Consider the following 20,185-nt stretch of genomic DNA (forward strand, 5'->3'; position numbering starts at 1 on the left):
GCCTTTTCGGAGAGACTCGGAAGCCGGCAAAAAAACGAATTATTAAGGAGACTACCACATGGCAGTCCTTATCGACGAAAATACCAAGGTCATCTGTCAGGGCTTCACTGGCTCGCAGGGTACCTTTCACTCGGAACAGGCTATTGCATATGGCACCAAAATGGTCGGCGGTGTGACACCGGGCAAAGGTGGGCAGACGCATCTGGGCCTTCCGGTCTTCAACTCGGTGCATGAGGCCAAGCACGTCACCGAAGCCAACGCTTCCGTGATCTATGTGCCGCCGCCCTTCGCAGCGGACTCGATCCTTGAAGCGATCGACGCTGAGATGGAACTGATCGTCTGTATCACCGAAGGCATTCCGGTGCTGGACATGATGCGCGTTCAGCGTGCGCTGGACGGCTCGAAAAGCCGCCTCATTGGCCCGAACTGCCCCGGTGTCATCACGCCCGACGCCTGCAAGATCGGCATCATGCCCGGCCACATCCACAAGCGTGGTTCGGTCGGTGTCGTGTCGCGCTCCGGTACGCTGACATATGAGGCTGTGAAGCAGACCTCGGATATTGGTCTGGGCCAGTCGACCGCTGTCGGCATCGGTGGCGACCCCATCAAAGGCACCGAGCATATCGACGTGCTGGACATGTTCCTGGACGACGACGAGACGCAGTCGATCATCATGATTGGCGAAATCGGTGGCTCGGCCGAAGAAGAAGCGGCTGAATTTCTGGCGGACCAGAAGAAAAAAGGTCGCTGGAAGCCGGTTGCAGGCTTCATCGCTGGCCGCACGGCGCCTCCGGGTCGTCGGATGGGCCACGCTGGTGCCATCGTTGCTGGTGGTAAAGGCGGGGCCGAGGACAAGATCGAAGCCATGCGCGCCGCAGGTATTGTTGTTGCAGACAGCCCCGCTACACTGGGCGAGGCCGTGCTGGAAGCGATCGCCAAATAAACAAAGCACTTCGCGCGCCCCATTTCCCGGGGCGCGCGTTTACCAATTTTCAGGTGACCCCCATGACGGATCAGAGCCCGAACGACCTTTTCCACGCCTCAAGCTTCATGCAAGGCCATAACGCCGAGTATCTTGAGCAGCTATATGCGCAATATATCAAAGACCCCAACGCGGTTGACGCCGCGTGGCATGCGTTTTTTGCCGAGCTGGGGGACGATGGCGCGGATGTGACCGCCGAGGCGGCCGGGCCGTCATGGGCGCGCAGTGATTGGCCCCCGATGCCCGATGGTGACCGTGTTCATGCGCTGGATGGCCAGTGGCCCGAAGCGCCCGAGACGGACGCCAAGGCAGCTGGGAAGAAGATCGAAGCGAAAGCGGTCGAAAAGGGCGTCAAGCTGTCGGACGATCAGGTCAAGCGGGCGGTTCTGGACAGCATCCGCGCACTGATGATCATCCGGGCCTTCCGTATTCGCGGCCACTTGGCGGCTGATCTTGACCCGCTGGACATGCGCGACGAAAGCGAACATCCCGAGCTTGATCCGGCCTCTTATGGCTTCACCGAAGCGGACATGGATCGCCCGATCTTCATCGACAATGTGTTGGGGCTGGAAGTCGCCTCGCTGCGGCAAATTCTGGCGATTGTCAGAAGCACGTATTGCGGCACGTTTGCCCTGCAATATATGCATATCTCGGACCCGGTTCAGTCAGCGTGGCTTAAAGAACGGATCGAAGGGTTTGACCGCGAGATTAAGTTCACCCGCGAAGGTCGAAAGGCCATCCTGAACAAGCTGGTCGAAGCCGAGGGGTTCGAGAAGTTCCTTCATGTGAAATATATGGGCACCAAACGGTTCGGTCTTGATGGCGGCGAAGCGTTGATCCCGGCGATGGAACAGATCATCAAACGCGGCGGTCAGCTTGGTCTGAAAGATATTGCCATCGGGATGCCGCACCGGGGCCGCCTGTCGGTTCTGGCCAACGTGTTGCAAAAGCCCTACCGTGCCATTTTCAACGAATTTCAGGGCGGCAGCTTCAAACCTCAGGACGTGGACGGGTCGGGTGATGTGAAATATCACCTTGGGGCTAGCTCGGACCGTGAATTTGATGACAACATCGTTCACATCAGCCTGACCGCGAACCCATCCCACCTAGAGGCCGTGAACCCGGTCGTTCTGGGCAAGGTGCGCGCCAAGCAAGAGCAGCTGAACGACAAGAACCGTGATCAGGTTTTGCCGATCCTGCTGCATGGTGACGCGGCGTTTGCCGGTCAGGGCGTTGTGGCGGAAGGCTTCGGCTTGTCGGGCCTTGTCGGCCACAAAACTGGCGGCACGATGCATATCGTGGTGAACAACCAGATCGGATTTACCACCGCCCCGCATTTCAGCCGTTCGTCGCCTTACCCGACGGATATCGCACTGATGGTGGAAGCGCCGATTTTCCATGTGAACGGCGATGACCCCGAAGCTGTGGTGCACGCGGCCCGCGTCGCGACCGAGTTCCGTCAGAAATTCCACAAGGATGTGGTTCTGGACATCTTCTGCTATCGCCGCTTTGGTCACAACGAAGGCGACGAGCCGATGTTCACCAACCCGTTGATGTATAAGCGGATCAAAAAGCACCCGACCACGCTTCAGATCTATACGGATCGTCTGGTGAAGGACGGATTGATTCCGGCGGGCGAGATTGAAGATCTGAAAGCCGCTTTTCAGGCCAAGATGAACGAAGAGTTCGAGGCTGGGAAAGACTACAAACCCAACAAAGCCGATTGGCTGGACGGGCGCTGGTCGCATCTGGACAAGGAAAGCGACGAATACCAGCGCGGCAAGACCGAGATTTCGTCAGAAACTCTGGCTGAGGTCGGGAAAGCCCTGACCACGGCGCCCGAGGGTTTCCCACTGCACAAAACCGTGGGTCGCCTTCTGGACGCCAAGAAAGAGATGTTCGAAACCGGGTCCGGGTTCGACTGGGCAACCGGCGAGGCCATCGCGTTCGGCTCGCTTGTGACCGAAGGGTTCCCGGTGCGCCTGTCAGGGCAGGACGCCACACGCGGCACGTTCAGCCAGCGTCACTCCGGCCTGATCAACCAGGACACGGAAGAGCGTTACTATCCGCTCAACAACATCCGCGAGGGGCAGGCACGTTACGAAGTCATCGACTCGATGCTGTCGGAATACGCGGTGCTGGGGTTCGAATATGGCTATTCGCTGGCCGAACCCAACGCGCTGGTAATGTGGGAGGCGCAGTTTGGCGATTTTGCCAACGGCGCGCAGATCATGTTCGACCAGTTCATCAGCTCGGGCGAAAGCAAATGGCTGCGCATGTCCGGTCTGACCGTCCTTCTGCCACATGGCTTCGAAGGGCAGGGGCCGGAACACAGCTCGGCCCGTCTGGAACGTTTCCTGCAAATGTGCGGGGGCGATAATTGGATCGTGGCCAACTGCACCACGCCCGCCAACTATTTCCACATCCTGCGCCGCCAACTTCATCGCGGCTATCGCAAACCGCTGATCCTGATGACGCCGAAATCGCTTTTGCGTCACAAGCTGGCGGTGTCGGACGCGAAAGACTTCACCGAAGGCTCCAGCTTCCACCGCGTGCTGTGGGACGATGGCGACCGCGACAACGGCACGGGCCGGTCCGAGGCCAAGCTGGTCACGGACAAGAAGATCAAGCGCGTCGTGATGTGTTCGGGCAAGGTCTATTACGACCTGCTGGAAGAACGCGACCGCCGCGGGATCACAGACGTCTATCTGCTGCGGCTTGAGCAGTTCTATCCCTTCCCCGCCATGTCGCTGGTGAAGGAACTGGAACGCTTCAAAGGGGCCGAAATCGTCTGGTGTCAGGAAGAGCCCAAGAACCAGGGCGCCTGGACCTTCGTTGAACCGAATATCGAATGGGTGCTGACCCGGATCGGGGCCAAGCATACGCGCCCCGACTATGTGGGGCGCCCTGCTGCGGCGTCGCCCGCAACCGGTCTGGCCTCAACGCACAAAGCACAACAAGAGGCGCTCGTGGACGCGGCGCTGAACATGGAAGGGAAATAAGCCATGAGCATCGAAGTAAGGGTCCCCACACTGGGTGAAAGCGTCACCGAAGCCACCGTCGCCACTTGGTTCAAGAAACCGGGCGATGCGGTCGCGGTCGATGAAATGCTCTGCGAGCTTGAAACCGACAAAGTAACCGTTGAAGTGCCATCGCCTGCCGCTGGCACGATGGGCGAGATCGTCGCTGCCGAAGGCGAAACCGTAGGCGTTGACGCGCTTCTGGCAACCATCGGTGAAGGCGAAGGGGCCGCCCCCGCGCCTGCTGCGAAGCCCAAGGCCGAAGCGGCCCCCGCTGCATCAGGTGGCGAAGGTCAGGCCGTGGACGTGATGGTCCCCAGCCTTGGCGAAAGCGTGACCGAGGCCACTGTGTCCAGCTGGTTCAAGCAAGTCGGCGACACCGTCGCGCAAGATGAAATGCTGTGCGAACTTGAAACCGACAAAGTGTCGGTCGAAGTGCCAGCGCCCGCCGCTGGTGTGCTGACAGAGATCCTCGCCGCCGAAGGGACCACGGTTGATGCCTCGGCCAAGCTAGCCGTTCTGTCGTCGGGCACTGGTGCCGCCGTCGCACCCGCCGCCAGCGCACCCGCTGCCGCGTCGTCGGCTGCGGCCACTGGCAAGGATATCGAAGACGCGCCCTCGGCCAAGAAAGCCATGGCAGAAGCCGGTTTGAAGCCGGGCGACGTGCAAGGCACAGGCCGCGATGGTCGCGTGATGAAGCATGACGTTGCTGCTGCTGTGGCCGCACCGAAAGCTGCCCCTGCGCCCGCTGCTGTCCCGGCTGCCCCGCGTGCCGCTGGTGATGCGTCCCGCGAAGAGCGTGTGAAGATGACCCGCCTGCGCCAGACCATCGCGCGCCGTCTGAAAGACAGCCAGAACACCGCCGCCATGCTGACCACCTATAACGAGGTCGACATGACGGAGGTGATGGCGCTGCGCAACGAATACAAAGCCGAGTTTGAAAAGAAACACGGCGTGCGTCTGGGCTTCATGTCCTTCTTCACCAAGGCCTGCTGTCATGCGCTGAAGGAAGTGCCCGAAGTGAATGCGGAAATTGACGGCACCGACATCGTTTACAAGAACTACGTGAATATGGGCGTCGCTGCTGGCACCCCCACGGGTCTTGTGGTGCCGGTGATCAACGATGCCGACGCGATGTCCTTCGCCACGATCGAAAAGTCGATTGCCGAAAAAGGCCGCCGCGCCCGTGACGGCAAGCTGTCGATGGAAGAGATGCAGGGCGGCACCTTCACCATCTCGAACGGCGGTGTCTATGGCTCGCTCATGTCCTCGCCGATCCTGAACCCGCCGCAATCGGGTATCCTTGGCATGCACAAAATCCAAGACCGCCCCATGGCGATCAACGGAGAGGTCGTCATCCGCCCGATGATGTATCTGGCGCTGTCCTATGACCACCGGATCGTGGACGGCAAAGGCGCCGTGACCTTCCTTGTGCGCGTGAAAGAGGCGCTTGAGGATCCGCGTCGGTTGTTGATGGATTTGTGATGCTAAGTCTACTTTCACCTGATGACTATGAGGATCTGCCGGATGAGCCAATGGCAAAATGGATTCATCTTGAACGGGTCTCTAGGGCACGTCTGAAGCACCTCGTTGAGACAAGCGAAGAACCCTCACTAGTGAAGCGAGCGAAACTTCAATATATGAAGACTATCTCTGCCGCAGCGAAAGCCTCTGGGATTGACGGAATTGCTGTCCCCCCTGGTGCCGACCCCACCAATGGGTTGGATAACTTCTTGACCGACGTCGAAGCAGAAGTTGCTACAATTCTGCTGACGAATGCCATTGCTCACCATTCTTTTGGAGTGAAAATCTCCGATGGGCCCAAGAAGAAGATCAGGTTGCTCGTTGCCGAAGTTCAAGAGACCATACCCGATCTGAAACTCGCTACAAGAAGGTCGAAAAAGCTTAATGACGCTTTAATAGCGTTCTTGGAAGAACTTGACGCACCTAGGGCGCGCTTCGCCGTAGGTAGCTCTCAATTGGTTGTCGCTCTGACGATCCTAAATCTGGCCGTCACCACCATAGGCAGTGGGGACGAAGCACTTGAGAACATAATGGAAATTCAGTCGATCTGGGGCGAGGAGCACGAGAGACACGAGAGTGAGAAGCTAGGGATATCTTATCAAAGGCCGGTCGCACTAATTGAGGCCCCTAAACCACCTGCTAACCAGCCGGACATTGACGAGGCTAATGACCCCTGAACTAACCGCCCTAGCCCTCGCGGGCCTGCTGCAAGTGGTCCAGTTTTCCATCTATTCGGTGCTGGCGCAGATGCAGGTGGGGTCGAAATACGCGGCCTCGCCCCGTGACAAGCCGCGGGAGCTGACGGGCAAGGCGGGGCGTGCGCAGCGGGCGATGAACAACCATTTCGAAGGGCTGATCCTGTTCACCGCCGCCGTGGTCGTCGTCACGCTATCGGGTCAGTCCACCGCGACGACCGTGACATGCGCCTATATCTATCTGGCCGCGCGGCTTTTGTATCTTCCCGCCTACCTGTTTGGCTGGTCGCCTTGGCGGTCGCTGATCTGGTTCGTGGGTTTCATCGCGACGACCGTGATGTTGATCTCGGCGCTCATATGAATATCACTAGGCAAGAATGCTCCGGGGTGAGCGGGACGATGGCGGACATGCGCCGCGCCCAGACCCCAAATGAAAGGAACGAGACACATGGCAGACTATGACGTAATCATCATCGGCGGTGGCCCGGGCGGCTATGTCTGCGCGATCCGGTGCGCTCAGCTTGGCCTGAAAACCGCCTGCGTCGAAGGGCGCGAGACGCTGGGCGGCACCTGTCTGAACGTCGGCTGCATCCCGTCCAAGGCGCTGCTTCACGCCTCCCACAGCCTGCACGAGGCCGAGCACAACTTCGCCAAGATGGGCCTGAAGGGGAAGTCCCCCTCGGTCGATTGGAAGCAGATGCTGGCCTATAAGGATGACGTCATCGGTCAGAACACCAAGGGCATCGAGTTCCTGTTCAAGAAAAACAAGGTCGACTGGATCAAGGGCTGGGCGTCGATCCCCGCCGCCGGTCAGGTCAAGGTGGGTGACGACGTCCACAACGCGAAGAACATCGTGATTGCCTCCGGGTCCGAGCCGTCGACCCTGCCGGGCGTCGAGGTGGACGAGAAGGTCGTCGTGACCTCCACTGGGGCGCTTGAGTTGCCGAAGGTTCCAAAGAAAATGGTTGTGATCGGCGCAGGTGTGATCGGGCTGGAAATGGGGTCGGTCTATGCACGTCTGGGCGCCGAGGTGACGGTCGTTGAATTCCTTGACGCGATCACGCCGGGGATGGACAGCGACCTTGCCAAGACCTTCCAGCGCGCGCTGAAAAAGCAGGGGCTGAGCTTTATCATGGGTGCGGCTGTTCAGAATGTGGATGCCAAGAAAACCAAGGCGACCGTGAACTACAAGCTGCGCAAGGATGACAGCGAGCACGCGATTGACGCGGATGTGGTGCTGGTTGCCACCGGACGCCGTCCGTATGTCGAAGGTTTGGGATTGGACGCGCTGGGCGTGAAAATGACCGAACGGGGTCAGATCGCGACCGACCATTGGAAAACCTCGGTACCGGGCGTCTGGGCCATTGGCGACGTCATCGAAGGCCCGATGCTGGCCCACAAGGCCGAAGATGAAGGCATGGCCGCCGCAGAAGCCATCGCAGGTCAGGCCGGTCACGTGAATTACGATGTCATTCCGGGGGTGGTCTATACCGCGCCGGAAGTTGCCTCTGTCGGCAAGACCGAAGAAGAGCTGAAGAAAGAAGGCCGCGCCTATAAGGTCGGCAAGTTCAGCTTCATGGGCAATGGTCGTGCGAAAGCCGTGTTCCAAGGCGAGGGTTTTGTGAAAATCTTGGCCGATAAAGACACCGACCGCGTTCTGGGTGTCCACATCATGGGCCCCGCAGCGGGCGAATTGATCCACGAGGCTTGCGTGCTGATGGAATTCGGCGGCTCGGCCGAGGATCTGGCCCGCACCTGCCACGCCCACCCGACCTTCTCGGAAGCAGTGCGAGAGGCGGCGCTGGCTTGTGGAGATGGCGCGATCCACGCGTAAGCCGCTTTAAGCGCGCAAGAAAAAAGCCACCGGAGCGATCCGGTGGCTTTCGTGTTTCAGCAACCTTGCGTCAGGTCAGTGGAACTTCTTGATTTCACCCGACTTGAGACGCGACAGATAGCTGTCAAGCTCGCGCTTCACGATCGGCATCAGGAAGTACAGCGCCACGATGTTCACGACCGCCATGGCAAAGATCGCCGCGTCCGAGAAGTCGATGACGGGGCCAAGGTTGGCCGACGCACCGATCACCACGAAGATGCAAAAGATCACTTTGAACACGATTTCCTTCGTGTGGCCTTCACCAAACAGGAATGTCCAAGCCTTTAGGCCATAGTAGGACCAGCTGATCATGGTCGAGAAGGCGAACAGGATCACCGCGATGGCCAGCACATACTTGAACCAACCAAAAGACGCCGAGAACGCCGCCGAGGTCAGCGCCACGCCCTTGTTGCCATCGATGGTCTGAATGGTCGCTCCGCCTTCGTCCAGCAGATACAAGCCAGTTGCCGGGTCACTGACCAATTGCCCTGTGATGATGATCACAAGCGCGGTCATAGTGCAGATCACGACAGTGTCGATAAACGGCTCAAGCAGGGATACGAAGCCTTCAGTGATCGGCTCTTTGGTGCGCACCGCCGAGTGGGCAATCGCTGCCGAACCAACGCCAGCTTCGTTCGAAAACGCCGCCCGTTTGAAGCCCTGGATCAGTGCGCCGACCATACCACCAGCAACGCCAAGACCGGTGAAGGCACCTGCGAAGATCTGGCCGAAAGCCCAGCCGATCATGTTGGCATTCATCAACAGGATGACCAAAGCGGTCAGCACGTAAAGAACACCCATGAACGGGACGACCTTCTCGGTCACGCTGGCAATGGATTTCAGGCCACCAATAATGACAGCGAAGACGATTGCGGCGAAAACGATACCGGTGATCCAGCCGGGGAAGTCACCGACCACGTTGGCAATCTGTGCGTGCGCCTGATTGGCCTGGAACATATTGCCACCACCAAGGGAGCCCAAGATACAAAAGACCGAAAACAGGACCGCCATGAACTTGCCAGCTGGCAAATTACGCTCGGCAAACCCTTTGGTCATGTAATACATCGGGCCACCCGATACGGTGCCGTCTTCGTATTCGTTGCGGTATTTTACCCCCAATGTGCATTCGGTGAATTTCGACGCCATCCCCATCAGACCTGCAAGGATCATCCAGAACGTGGCGCCCGGCCCGCCGATGCCGACAGCGACGGCCACACCTGCGATATTGCCAAGGCCGACGGTGCCGGACAAAGCGGTCGCCAGCGCTTGGAAGTGGCTGACCTCGCCCGCGTCATTGGGATCAGAGTAATCGCCCTTCACGAGCGAGATCGAGTGCGGGAAAGCCCGGAACTGGATCAGGCCGAAATAGATCGTGAAGATCGTTGCCGCGACCACCAGCCACGCCACGATCCAAGGAAAGGACGTGCCGGGGAAGGGGCTGAAGATGAAGCTCACGAACCAACCGGTTGAGCTTGCAAAGATATCGTTGATTTTTTGGTCCATGGATTGGGCCAATGCGGGCGCTGTCGCTGCCAACATGGCCGGCGCGGATACGGCCGCCGCCTTGAATGTCTTATTCATAACTATCCCTGTTCATTTTTGTTATGGAACAATGGTGACGGGCACGGGCGAAATCTGCGCCAGAGTCCCCGCGACGGAGCCGAAGATGCGAGATGACAAGCCAGAGCTTCCGGTCCGTCCCACAACGATCTGAGTTGCGCCTTCGGCTTTCACGATGTCACACAGTGTATCTGCGATGCCGCCGTATTTCAGAGCGGTGGTAACTTTGACCCCACTTTTTTCCAGACTTTTGACAATCGGGGCAAGGATGGCTGTTTCTGCGCGCTCAAGCTCCTCGCCACGGCGCTTGTGGCGCTCTTCCAGCTCGTCCGGTGTCAGGAATGAATAGGGCGACCATTCCAACACATGGGCGACCACGATAGCAGCACCTTGTGATTTGGCCAGTCCGATTGCGAAATCCAGCGTCGCTTTAGTGCTGTCACTGCTATCGTATCCGACGACGATCTTATTGGACATTTTCTTCCTCCCTTGGGTGAACGTGTCACGTGTTAAGTAACTCTAGACTAGCAATGCATCACTTGGAAAGGTTACTTAATTTCTTGCGGTGAGGGATAATTTACGTAAAAACTACTGCTTACGGAAAAATATTAGGAAAATTTACAATGGATCAGTTAGACACTCGAATTCTTTCCATCCTTCAGTTGGATGGGGCGATTTCGATGTCCAAGCTGTCTGATAAAGTGGGTTTGTCGATCTCGGCGTGCCATCGGCGGGTTAAATTATTGGAAGCGAATGGGCTGATCACCAATTACGCCGCGCGTCTGAATCGCAAGGCGATCGGGCTGGAAATTCAGGTCTTCATTGAGGCGAAGCTGGTCAGCCAGCGGCGCGAGGATATACAAGCCTTTGAGGCGGCAATCCTTGAAATGCCTGAGGTTCTGGAATGTCATCTGATCTCGGGCGAGTTCGACTACCTGCTTAGGGTGGCCGCAAGAAATACCGAGGATTACGAGAAGCTTTATCGCGAACGCCTGTCCTCCATTCCATCCTTCGCGCAGATGAAAACCCTGCTGAGCCTGTCAACGGTTAAGGAATTTAGGGGGTTTCATCTGGGTTAGCGTGTGGCCAGCAGGGTTAGTCCGACACCAGCATTTTCAAGCCCTGCGTCACGTCCGTTCGTACAGCCAGGCGCAAGGCGGGCTCGTCACCGGCGGCGAGGGCCGCCAAGATCATCCGGTGGTGCTGTTGCAGGTCTGTGCGTTGGCGACGTGCATATAGGGCGCGCATTGTCGGGCCAAGTTGCAGCCAGATGGTTTCGGCGACCGCAAGGATCGCGGGTGCTTGGGCACGAAGGTAAAGCGTGCGGTGAAATTCAAGGTTTGTGCGCAGATAGCCGACGGCATCCTGCTTCGTGACGCATTCAGAAACCCGTGCATTGATCGCGCGCAGCCGGTCGATCAGGGCCATATGCGCGCGGGGCAGGGCGCGCGCGGCCAGTTCAGGTTCCAGCAGCGAGCGCAGCGCGGCAAGCTCTTCGATCCGTTCGGCCGTCAGATCGGGTGCTGATACGCGACCCGAGCTGGACAGGGTTAGCGCCCCCTCAGCAGCCAGACGACGCACGGCTTCACGCGCGGGCGTCATCGAGACATCGTATTCCTTGCCGATCCCGCGGATGGTCAGGCTTTGCCCCGGATCCAATTCGCCGTGCATGATCCGCGATCGCAAGCTGCGATAGACGCGTTCATGCGCGCTTGAAGTGTCGGACGGTTGACGCGGTTGTGCCTGCATGGGTCAATTGTGATCACAAATCCGCACGAGGTCAATAAGACCTTGCGGTCAATCGCGAAACCGATAGCGGTGCAGCTGCGATCCGTTGTCGCGCAGCCATGATCTGGGCGCGCGATAATCGGGGCAAATTGCGTCGACCTGCGCCCAGAAAGCGGGTGAATGGTCCATGTGCACCAGATGCGAAACTTCATGCGCGGCGACGTAATCCAGCACGACCTCGGGCGCCATCACCAGCCGCCATGAATACATCAGATTGCCCTCGGAACTGCACGATCCCCACCGCGAACGGGTGTCGCGCAAGGTCAGTCGACCAAATTTGCGGCCAACCTTTTGGGCATAGTGATCACTTGCGCGCGCCAGCCGATCACGCGCTTCGCGCTTCAACAGGGCCTCTAGCCGGGCGGCGGATTTCCGTGGGTCGCCGGGCGGCACAAGGATCTGACCGTCTGCCACACGCGCGGCGCGTAAGGGCGCTTCGACGATCGGATGGGGCTGCCCCAGAAACGGGACGGTGTGGCCAGTTGTCGGGCGCAGCTCGGGCACCGTTTCGGCGAGATGTTTGCGAATCCAGTGCGCGCGTTCCTGCGCAAAGCGCACAGCCTCGCGCCGGGATGCCCCTTGCGGCACCGTCAGCGTAACGCGGCCATCCAGCTTCGAAACCCGCAGCGACAAACGCCTTGCCCGCGATGACGGGCGCAACAGCACCGACACCGTGGGCGCACCCGCCAGTTTCACCTGTTCGGCTTTGACAAGCCTGTCTGTCTTATTTGACCAGAACATACGGTCCCTTTTTGCTTACAATTGCCACGGTATCTGCCCATAAAGGGAAAAGCCTTTGACACCCCTGCATTCATGTGGCAGTTGGCGGCAAATCTCGCACGACTTTGACAGAACGGAAAGGGTTTTACATGCCCAAGGAAGAATGGGGCGTTAAACGCGTCTGCCCGACGACCGGTAAACGGTTTTACGACTTGAACGCCAATCCGGTGGTCAGCCCATATACGGGTGAGGTTGTGAACCTCGAAACCGGTAAAGCATCGCGCACAATGGTTGCCGATAAAGAAGATAAAGCCGCGATGAAGGACGATCTGGTCGAAGACGCAGATGCCGTTCTGGAAGACGATGACGACACAGCCGATGTCGATCTGGGCGACGATGTCCTGGACGACGAAGAGGACGAAGTCTCGCTGGACGAGATCGCAGACGTCGCCGCCGACGACGACGACTAAATAAAGCATAGGCGCGTTTTTTGGGTTGAACCCATACGCGCCTTTGCATAAATACCGCGCAGCGACGGCGGCAACGCCAGCGTGATGGGGCCTTAGCTCAGTTGGTAGAGCGCTTGCATGGCATGCAAGAGGTCAGCGGTTCGACCCCGCTAGGCTCCACCAATTCTTCAAACAGATATACTTATTTTGGACACGCTAGGGCGCGACCGACGATCAGCAACGTGGGCTGCCCTGTCGTGGACGATGGTGCGCAAGGATTGGACGCGGTAAGAACCTCTTATGACAATACCCGACGCAATCATTTTCGATCTGGACGGCACGTTGATCCATTCGGCGCCGGACTTGCAGGCCGCAGCCAATGTGGCTTTGGCCGCGCTGGACCGCGCGCCGCTTGATCTGGAAACCACCATTTCATTTATCGGCAATGGTGTCGAGAAACTGGTTGAACGCGCGTTGAAGGCAACGGGCGCGTTTAATGACAACTTGCAAGCAGACGCCTTGGCGCTTTTTCTGCAAAGCTATGAGCAGAACATGACAACGTTGACGCGCCCCTATCCCGGCGTGGTTGCCTGCCTTGAAAGTTTGCGTGCGGCTGGCGTGCCATTGGGCGTCTGCACAAATAAACCGACCGAGCCTGCCCGGAGAATTTGTGCGGAACTTGGTCTTACACAGTATTTCGACGTCATCGTCGGGGCAGAACCCAATGTGGTGAAGAAACCTGATCCTGCCCCGTTGCTTGGCTGTATTTCCGACCTTGGGGCGACGCCCGATAATTCGATTTATGTCGGCGATAGTGGCGTCGATTTTCAAACGGCGCGAAATGCAGCGGTTCCGTTTTGGCTGTTTTCGGGCGGCTATCTGAATGGCAAGGCATTGGATGTTTTGGCGGCGGACTGCTTCAGCGATTGGACCAAAGCAGACTTTCTCAACCGTTGATAGCAGCCGAATTATGTCTTGCTTGTGAGCGCTATTCCGCTCTAGCCTCACCGTCTAGGGAGGATAATTTCATGAAAGTAATGACCACACTACTGTCCGGAGCCGCTTTGGCATTCAGCCTTTCGCTGGCCGGACCTGCTGCTGCACAAGACTGCCCACGTGGCACTTTGGACGAAAGATTTTGTGACGTTGACGGGGATCTGCTGGCAGATACACCCACTGACCCCGCCGAGCAAATTGACCCCGACACCCTAATTTTTGCCTATACCCCCGTTGAAGACCCGGCGGTTTACAAAGAGGCTTGGTCTGATTTTCTGGCCCATCTAGAAGCCGAGACTGGCAAGCCGGTCATGTTTTTCCCGGTGCAAAGCAACGCCGCCCAGATTGAGGCGATGCGGTCAGGCCGCCTTCACATTGCAGGCTTCAATACCGGGTCGAACCCTTTGGCTGTGAATTGTGCAGGTTTCAATCCGTTTACTATCATGGCGTCATTGGACGGCAATTTTGGGTATGAGATGGAAATCATCACTTATCCGGGCTCTGGCATCGAAAAGGTCGAGGATATCAAAGGCAAGCAGTTGGCCTTTACCTCGCCCACGTCGAATTCTGGTTTCAAAGCACCGTCTGCGATTCTGAAGGGTGACTTTGATATGCTGCCCGATCGCGATTTTGAGCCGGTCTATTCGGGCAAGCACGACAACTCGATCCTTGGTGTGGCCAACAAAGACTATATGGCAGCCTCTATCGCAAACTCGGTAAAGTCGCGCATGATCAGCCGCGATGTCATCAAAGAAGACGACGTCAAAGTGATCTATAAATCGCAAACGTTTCCGACCACCGGGTTCGGCACGGTCTATAACCTGAAGCCTGAGTTGAAGGAAAAAATCCGAAACGCGTTCTTCAACTTTGAATGGGACGGCACGTCGCTGCAGGAAGAGTTTGAGAAGTCAAACGAGGGGCAATTCCTTGAGATGACCTATCTGGAATTCTGGGATGTGATCCGCAAGATCGATACAGCCAATGGCGTAAGCTACGCCTGCGAGTAATACTTGTTGGGGCGGGCCGAAAGGCTCGCCCCCTCCAATAACAAAAACTGGGGCGGGGAGGCTTTCATGCTGCGGCTTGAGAAGCTTGTGAAGACATATAAGACCGGGGATCAGGCGCTAAAAGCAGTCGATCTGGAAATCCCAGAAGGTCAGGTTCTGGCTTTGATCGGGCCATCTGGCGCGGGAAAGTCGACGCTTATCCGTTGCATCAACAGATTGGTCGAACCAACCTCCGGGAAGGTGTATCTGGCTGGAACGGAATTGACCGGATTATCGTCTGGCGCGCTTCGCAAAGAGCGTCGGCGCATGGGGATGATTTTTCAGGAATACGCGCTTGTCGAGCGATTGACGGTGATGGAGAACGTGCTGTCCGGCCGCTTGGGCTATGTCGGCTTCTGGCGCAGCTTTTTGCGCAAGTTCCCTCAGTCTGACGTTGACGAGGCCTTTCGGTTGCTGGATCGGGTCGGTCTGGCGCACATGGCGGACAAGCGGGCTGACGAACTGTCAGGTGGGCAAAGGCAACGCGTTGGTATCTGTCGCGCGCTGATCCAAGACCCGGCCTTGCTTTTGGTTGATGAGCCGACTGCGTCGCTTGACCCAAAAACATCCCGCCAAATCATGCGCCTGATCTGCGAGCTTTGCAAAGAGCGCGGGCTGGCGGCGATTATCAACATCCACGATGTTGCGCTTGCGCAGATGTTTGTGCAGCGCGTCATCGGGTTGCGCTTCGGCGCTGTCGAATTTGACGGCCCACCCGAAGGTTTGACGCCCGATGTGCTGACCACGATTTACGGCGAAGAAGATTGGGAAGCCACGATAGAAGCGGTCGATGACGACGAAGAGGTCGTCGAATGAATACGGAACTTGAAACGATCTTGGGAAAGCCGTGGAAGAAGAAGCCATTCGTTCAACGTGCGTGGTTGCGATGGCTACTGCTCATCGGATTTGTGGCCTACCTGATCGCCGCCTACATGACGATCGAGGTCAATTGGTCCCGAGTTTATGAGGGGTTGGAACGGGGCAAGCAATTCGTGCTGGCCTTCACCAGCCCTGACTTCACGTCGCGATCAAGCGACATATGGAGCGGGATGATTGAAAGTATCATTATGACGGTCGCATCATCCGTCATCGGCATCTTGATTTCTATTCCGATTGCGCTTGGTGCGGCGCGCAACGTGGCACCATTGCCGATCTATTTCATCTGCCGCGGTATCATCGCAGTGTCGCGCGCCTTGCAAGAAATCATCGTCGCGATCTTGTTGGTTGCGATCTTTGGTTTTGGGCCGCTCGCGGGCTTCCTGACGCTTAGCTTTGCCACGATTGGCTTCCTGTCAAAGCTGCTGGCCGAAGACATCGAAAGTATGGACCGCGTGCAAGCCGAGGCCATTAAGGCATCGGGCGCGAAGTGGATGCAGTGGATCAATTACGGGGTGCAGCCGCAGGTCATGCCGCGCCTCATTGGGCTTTCGATGTATCGCCTCGACATCAATTTCCGTGAAAGCGCCATCCTGGGATTGGTCGGTGCGGGTGGCATTGGTGCGACACTGAACACTGCGTTTGACCGGTATGAATACGACACAGCCGCAGCCATTTTGATGATGATCATCATCATTGTTATGGCACTGGAATACCTGTCCGGCGTGATCCGGGCGAGGGTGCAGTAATGCCGGTTCTTGAACAAAATGAACTGAAGCTTTGGCAACGTCGCACTGGGCGCGAAAGCCTGTTTCATTGGGTGCTTTGGCTGACGGGCGTGGCGATTTTTGCCTATTGTTGGCAGCAGATATCTGCGGCGACGACATGGTTCTTCGTTTGGGATGCGCCGCGGATTGCCAACGATATATGGACCCGCGCAACGCCGCCAAAGTGGGAATACATCTCGCAGCTTGGCAAGCCCATCTGGGACACGCTGAACATCGCGACATTGGGCACGATCATTGCGCTGATCCTTGCTGTGCCTGTGGCGTTCGCAGCGGCGCGCAATACCACGCCGTCAAAACTGTTTATCAGACCGATTGCGTTGTTGATCATCGTGTCAACGCGTTCGATCAACTCGCTAATCTGGGCATTGTTGCTGATTGCGATTATTGGCCCCGGTGTTTTTGCTGGCGTTGTTGCCATTGCGATCCGCTCAATCGGATTTTGCGCAAAGCTGCTTTATGAGGCGATTGAAGAGATTGACGAAACACAGGTCGAAGCTGTGACCGCAACCGGCGCGAGCCGTTGGCAGATTATGGCCTATGGTATCGTGCCGCAAATTCTGCCTGCCTTTGCTGGTATTGCCGTTTTCCGCTGGGACATCAATATTCGCGAAAGCACCGTTTTGGGGCTGGTGGGCGCGGGCGGTATCGGCCTGCAATTGTCGTCTTCGTTAAACGTGCTGGCGTGGCCGCAAGTCTCGCTGATCCTTCTGGTTATTTTGCTTGCTGTCGTGATTTCCGAATGGGTCTCTGCCAAGGTGCGAGGCGCGATCATTTGAACATGTCCGAGGCTTTTGTGGCTTACGAAGCCGTGCGCCACCGCCTGCCCGCGGTGGTTCGAGACGGGGCATGTCAAAGACTGCCGGACCTTGACGCGTTGGCAGACAGCACCGACACGTTCCTTTTGGATGCGTTTGGCGTTTTGAACATTGGCGAGACGGCGATTGAAGGTGCACCTGCACGTGTGGCTGGTCTGCAAAATGCGGGAAAACGCGTCGTTGTTGTGTCAAATGCCGCTGGTTACCCTCATTCCACGTTGATGGAAAAGTACAAACGCCTTGGCTACGACTTCGCGCCAGAGGATGTTATTACAAGTCGAAAGACAGTGCTTCACGCCTTGTCCTCCGAACCAAAGAGGCGCTGGGGCTTGGTTGCCCAAGAAAGCTTTGGTGATGAGGGGATAGAGCACCTCGATTTCGCTTTTCTGTCTGATGACGCGTCGGACTATGACGCGGTTGACGGGTTTTTGATGCTGGGCAGTTCGAACTGGACTGATGAACGACAGGCCCTATTGGAAGCCTCGCTTACCCGCACAGCGCGCCCGGTTTTTGTCGGCAATCCCGATATCGTCGCGCCACGCGAGCATGGGTTTTCAACCGAACCCGGTCACTTCGCTCATCAATTGGCTGATCGAACCGGAACCGTGCCGCAGTTTTTTGGCAAACCCTTCATGAATATTTTTGAGCTGGCTTTTGAGCAGCTTGGCGGTTGTGATCCGGCCCGCACCGTCATGGTAGGCGATAGCTTGCACACCGATATTTTGGGTGGTCAGATTGCAGGCACTAAGACCGCTTTGATCGCAGGATTCGGCTTTTTCGACGGCCATGACGTGTCCCAGCCTATCGCAACGTCTGGAATCGTCCCAGACTTCATTCTGGACCGGCCCTAGGGCGTCGGGCCAGAAGGACTGCCTCGGTCGCGCAGTTGGAACAGCCAAACGGCGGCATGACGCCGATTGACCTATCTGCACATGAGATGGAACCAAACCCGAGCGGTGACGTTGTAAGGTTCGAAGTCTGATAGACCTTAACCCGTTGGAGGCCGCTCAATGCGCCATACCTGGAAATCCTCAACAGCTCTGCTCGCAACCATTTCTTTGGCCTTTCCCGCGCCGTTTGCGGCCCAAGCACAGCAGAACGCGCCATTGCCCGAATTCCTTTGTTTCGACGGCAGCGAAACGCCCTGCGCCGAAGGCGTCGCTGAGGTCCCGACGACCGAGATGATTTGTGAAAACGGTGACCCTTTGCCCTGTGCCGAAGGCGTGTTTGCGGCCCCCAAGTCCGCAATGATTTGCGCTGATGGGGCGGACCTTCCATGTGCAGACGGAGTTGCCGCCGGTTTGCGACCTGAGATGGCTGAACTTCTGAAAGCGATGCGCGAAGGTGGGATGACCCCGGAAATTGCGCAAGCGCCTCCAGCAGAGGAAGCAGGCGAGGTTGCCCCCATTGCGGAAGCGCCCGTTGAAGAACCCGCCGTTGCAGAAGCGCCAGCTGAAGTTGCCCCCGTTGAGGAAGTGCCTGCTGAGGAAGCCCCCGCTGAGGCTGCCCCGGCGGAAGACGTCCCCGTAGTGGAAGCACCTGTTGAAGAAGCACCCGTTGAAGAAGCTCCCGTTGCGGACGCACCCGTCGAAGAGCCCGCCGAAGTCGAAAGCGCCGAACCTTCTACGGATGCGCCAGAAGCTACAGCAGCCGAGGCGGTTACGGAGGAAACAGCAGACGTTGCCGAAAGCGACACAGCCGAGGCCGCACCAGCGGAGACCCCAACACCTGAAGCAGGTGAAGCTGCCCCGGAAACAGCAGACGTTGCGGACGTGTCGCCAGAGGAAGAGGCGGCGCTGGCTGAAGCGTTGACGGCTGCGGATGACGCGACTGCAGACGCCCCGCCTGCCGAACCCGTTCCGGAACTGCCCATCCAGCCAGAAGCCGAAAGCGGCGAAGCCCCAGCGGCCGCGGCAGCAGACGCCCCGGTCGAGGCGGAAGCAACCGCTGAGGTGACCGAAGAAGTGGTGACCGAAGAAACTGCGCGCTCGTCTGACGAAGACTTTGCCAACAAAGTGAACGAAACGGCGCAGCCTGTTGCCAAAGACCCCGCGACGACCGCCAAGTCTGATGGCGATAAAGGCCTGTCCAAGGGTGAAACGGCGATCTTGCTGGGCCTTGGCGCTATTGCCGTCGGGGCGATCCTGTCCAACAATCGCGAGGTGACGTTGAACTCGGGTGACCGGGTCGTTGTGACGCGCGATGATGGCAGCCTTGAAATCATCAAGGACGACAACGCGCTGTTGCGTCAACCCGGCTCGACCGTGCGGACGGAAACCTTCGAAGATGGGTCGACCCGCACGACCGTCACGCGCAAGGATGGCTCGCAGATCGTGACGATCCGCGATGCTGAATACAGGGTGCTGCGCCGCGTTTATGTGGCTGAGGATGGCACGCTAACCTACCTGATCGACGACACGGTTGATGTTGAACCGGTGGATGTTGCGACCCTACCTGCACCCGCTGTTCAGCCGGAACTTGCAACGGACGCCGACGAAGACGCCCTGCGCGCCGCCTTGGCGCAACAGGGCGTGTTTGAGCGGCGCTTCAGCCTTGCTCAGGTCCGCGACATCCCGCAGGTGCGCGCCCTTGTGCCAGTCATCGACCTGGATGCGATAACATTTGAAACGGGGTCGGCTGCGATCCGGCCGGATCAGGCGCGCTCGCTGTCACGACTGGGCAAGCTGATCCAAAGCTATGTTGCCACTGGCCGCAATGAGGTCTTCCTGATCGAAGGCCATACTGATGCGGTCGGGTCTGCTGCCTATAATCTGGCCCTGTCCGACCGCCGGGCGGAATCGGTGGCGCTGGCGTTGACCGAATACTTCGACGTGCCGCCCGAGAACCTTGTGGTGCAGGGCTATGGAGAAGAGTTCCTTAAGATCGATACAGACTTGGAGGAGCGGGCTAACCGTCGCGCAAGTGTGCGTCGGATCACCCAACTGCTTCGTCAGGTCTCGAACTGATCGGGGCACCTGAGACATTTGATGGCCGGCAAGGATAATCTTTGCCGGCCATATTTTGTGCAAGAAGACATCATGCTGACCTGCGCG

The 20,185-nt window shown here is 57.8% G+C and carries 19 protein-coding genes and 1 tRNA gene; 16 read left to right on the forward strand and 4 right to left on the reverse strand.

The features are described 5' to 3' along the window. Window positions 1–58 precede the first annotated feature (58 nt). From sucD to lpdA, 6 genes are all read left to right on the forward strand, one after another. Window positions 59–943 carry a succinate--CoA ligase subunit alpha gene (gene sucD, locus MUY35_RS13885; protein ID WP_248369623.1) on the forward strand — a complete coding sequence of 295 codons (885 nt, stop codon included), beginning with the start codon at window positions 59–61 and terminating at the stop codon, window positions 941–943. A 62-nt stretch (window positions 944–1,005) separates the two neighbouring features. After that, window positions 1,006–3,984, forward strand: a complete 2,979-nt coding sequence (locus tag MUY35_RS13890) for a 2-oxoglutarate dehydrogenase E1 component (RefSeq protein ID WP_248369625.1) — start codon at window positions 1,006–1,008, stop codon at window positions 3,982–3,984. A gap of 3 nt (window positions 3,985–3,987) precedes the next feature. Next, window positions 3,988–5,487 (forward strand): 2-oxoglutarate dehydrogenase complex dihydrolipoyllysine-residue succinyltransferase, encoded by a 1,500-nt coding sequence (gene odhB, locus MUY35_RS13895; RefSeq protein WP_248369627.1) that lies wholly within the window; start codon window positions 3,988–3,990, stop codon window positions 5,485–5,487. A 50-nt stretch (window positions 5,488–5,537) separates the two neighbouring features. Further along, window positions 5,538–6,203 (forward strand): hypothetical protein, encoded by a 666-nt coding sequence (locus MUY35_RS13900; RefSeq protein WP_248369629.1) that lies wholly within the window; start codon window positions 5,538–5,540, stop codon window positions 6,201–6,203. Further along, window positions 6,193–6,582, forward strand: coding sequence for an MAPEG family protein (locus tag MUY35_RS13905; RefSeq protein WP_248369631.1), 390 nt, complete (start codon window positions 6,193–6,195; stop codon window positions 6,580–6,582). Before MUY35_RS13900 ends, MUY35_RS13905 begins: the two co-directional genes overlap by 11 nt. An 87-nt stretch (window positions 6,583–6,669) precedes the next feature. Next, window positions 6,670–8,055 carry a dihydrolipoyl dehydrogenase gene (lpdA, locus tag MUY35_RS13910; RefSeq protein ID WP_248369632.1) on the forward strand — a complete coding sequence of 462 codons (1,386 nt, stop codon included), beginning with the start codon at window positions 6,670–6,672 and terminating at the stop codon, window positions 8,053–8,055. A 75-nt stretch (window positions 8,056–8,130) separates the two neighbouring features. Here lpdA and MUY35_RS13915 read toward each other — a convergent pair whose 3' ends face one another. Both MUY35_RS13915 and MUY35_RS13920 read right to left on the reverse strand, forming a co-directional pair. Beyond that, complete coding sequence (locus MUY35_RS13915) at window positions 8,131–9,675, reverse strand: alanine/glycine:cation symporter family protein (RefSeq protein ID WP_248369634.1); 1,545 nt, start codon at window positions 9,673–9,675, stop codon at window positions 8,131–8,133. A 21-nt stretch (window positions 9,676–9,696) separates the two neighbouring features. Beyond that, on the reverse strand, window positions 9,697–10,131 hold the full coding sequence (locus tag MUY35_RS13920; protein ID WP_248369636.1) for a universal stress protein: 435 nt from the start codon (window positions 10,129–10,131) through the stop codon (window positions 9,697–9,699). A gap of 146 nt (window positions 10,132–10,277) precedes the next feature. Between MUY35_RS13920 and MUY35_RS13925 the strand changes: the two genes are divergently transcribed. Next, window positions 10,278–10,733, forward strand: a complete 456-nt coding sequence (locus tag MUY35_RS13925; protein WP_248369638.1) for an Lrp/AsnC family transcriptional regulator — start codon at window positions 10,278–10,280, stop codon at window positions 10,731–10,733. 16 nt (window positions 10,734–10,749) lie between these two features. Here MUY35_RS13925 and MUY35_RS13930 read toward each other — a convergent pair whose 3' ends face one another. Both MUY35_RS13930 and MUY35_RS13935 read right to left on the reverse strand, forming a co-directional pair. Continuing rightward, entirely contained in the window at window positions 10,750–11,403 is a 654-nt protein-coding gene (locus tag MUY35_RS13930; protein WP_248369640.1) for a GntR family transcriptional regulator, read from the reverse strand. A gap of 48 nt (window positions 11,404–11,451) precedes the next feature. Beyond that, complete coding sequence (locus MUY35_RS13935; protein WP_248369642.1) at window positions 11,452–12,183, reverse strand: SprT family zinc-dependent metalloprotease; 732 nt, start codon at window positions 12,181–12,183, stop codon at window positions 11,452–11,454. Window positions 12,184–12,311: 128 nt separating this feature from the next. Between MUY35_RS13935 and MUY35_RS13940 the strand changes: the two genes are divergently transcribed. From MUY35_RS13940 to MUY35_RS13980, 9 genes are all read left to right on the forward strand, one after another. Continuing rightward, window positions 12,312–12,632 carry a TIGR02300 family protein gene (locus tag MUY35_RS13940; protein WP_248369644.1) on the forward strand — a complete coding sequence of 107 codons (321 nt, stop codon included), beginning with the start codon at window positions 12,312–12,314 and terminating at the stop codon, window positions 12,630–12,632. 86 nt (window positions 12,633–12,718) lie between these two features. Then, a tRNA-Ala gene (locus MUY35_RS13945) sits at window positions 12,719–12,794 on the forward strand. Between the two features lie 117 nt (window positions 12,795–12,911). After that, complete coding sequence (gene gph / locus MUY35_RS13950; RefSeq protein ID WP_248369646.1) at window positions 12,912–13,568, forward strand: phosphoglycolate phosphatase; 657 nt, start codon at window positions 12,912–12,914, stop codon at window positions 13,566–13,568. Between the two features lie 71 nt (window positions 13,569–13,639). Then, the gene (gene phnD, locus MUY35_RS13955) at window positions 13,640–14,614 is read left to right on the forward strand and encodes a phosphate/phosphite/phosphonate ABC transporter substrate-binding protein (protein ID WP_248369648.1); all 975 of its coding nucleotides are present in this window, start codon (window positions 13,640–13,642) and stop codon (window positions 14,612–14,614) included. Between the two features lie 66 nt (window positions 14,615–14,680). Further along, the gene (gene phnC, locus MUY35_RS13960; protein ID WP_248369649.1) at window positions 14,681–15,469 is read left to right on the forward strand and encodes a phosphonate ABC transporter ATP-binding protein; all 789 of its coding nucleotides are present in this window, start codon (window positions 14,681–14,683) and stop codon (window positions 15,467–15,469) included. Beyond that, window positions 15,466–16,278 carry a phosphonate ABC transporter, permease protein PhnE gene (gene phnE, locus MUY35_RS13965; RefSeq protein ID WP_248369650.1) on the forward strand — a complete coding sequence of 271 codons (813 nt, stop codon included), beginning with the start codon at window positions 15,466–15,468 and terminating at the stop codon, window positions 16,276–16,278. The genes phnC and phnE (MUY35_RS13965) overlap by 4 nt, the downstream gene beginning before the upstream one ends. Then, entirely contained in the window at window positions 16,278–17,093 is an 816-nt protein-coding gene (phnE, locus tag MUY35_RS13970) for a phosphonate ABC transporter, permease protein PhnE (RefSeq protein WP_248369652.1), read from the forward strand. The genes phnE (MUY35_RS13965) and phnE (MUY35_RS13970) overlap by 1 nt, the downstream gene beginning before the upstream one ends. 2 nt (window positions 17,094–17,095) lie before the next feature. Next, entirely contained in the window at window positions 17,096–17,983 is an 888-nt protein-coding gene (locus tag MUY35_RS13975) for an HAD-IIA family hydrolase (RefSeq protein WP_248369654.1), read from the forward strand. A gap of 159 nt (window positions 17,984–18,142) precedes the next feature. Continuing rightward, window positions 18,143–20,098, forward strand: coding sequence for an OmpA family protein (locus MUY35_RS13980; RefSeq protein ID WP_248369656.1), 1,956 nt, complete (start codon window positions 18,143–18,145; stop codon window positions 20,096–20,098). The last annotated feature ends 87 nt before the right edge of the window (window positions 20,099–20,185 follow it).

Origin of the sequence: Aliiroseovarius sp. S1339, assembly GCF_023195695.1 — a bacterium.
Taxonomy (GTDB): domain Bacteria; phylum Pseudomonadota; class Alphaproteobacteria; order Rhodobacterales; family Rhodobacteraceae; genus Aliiroseovarius.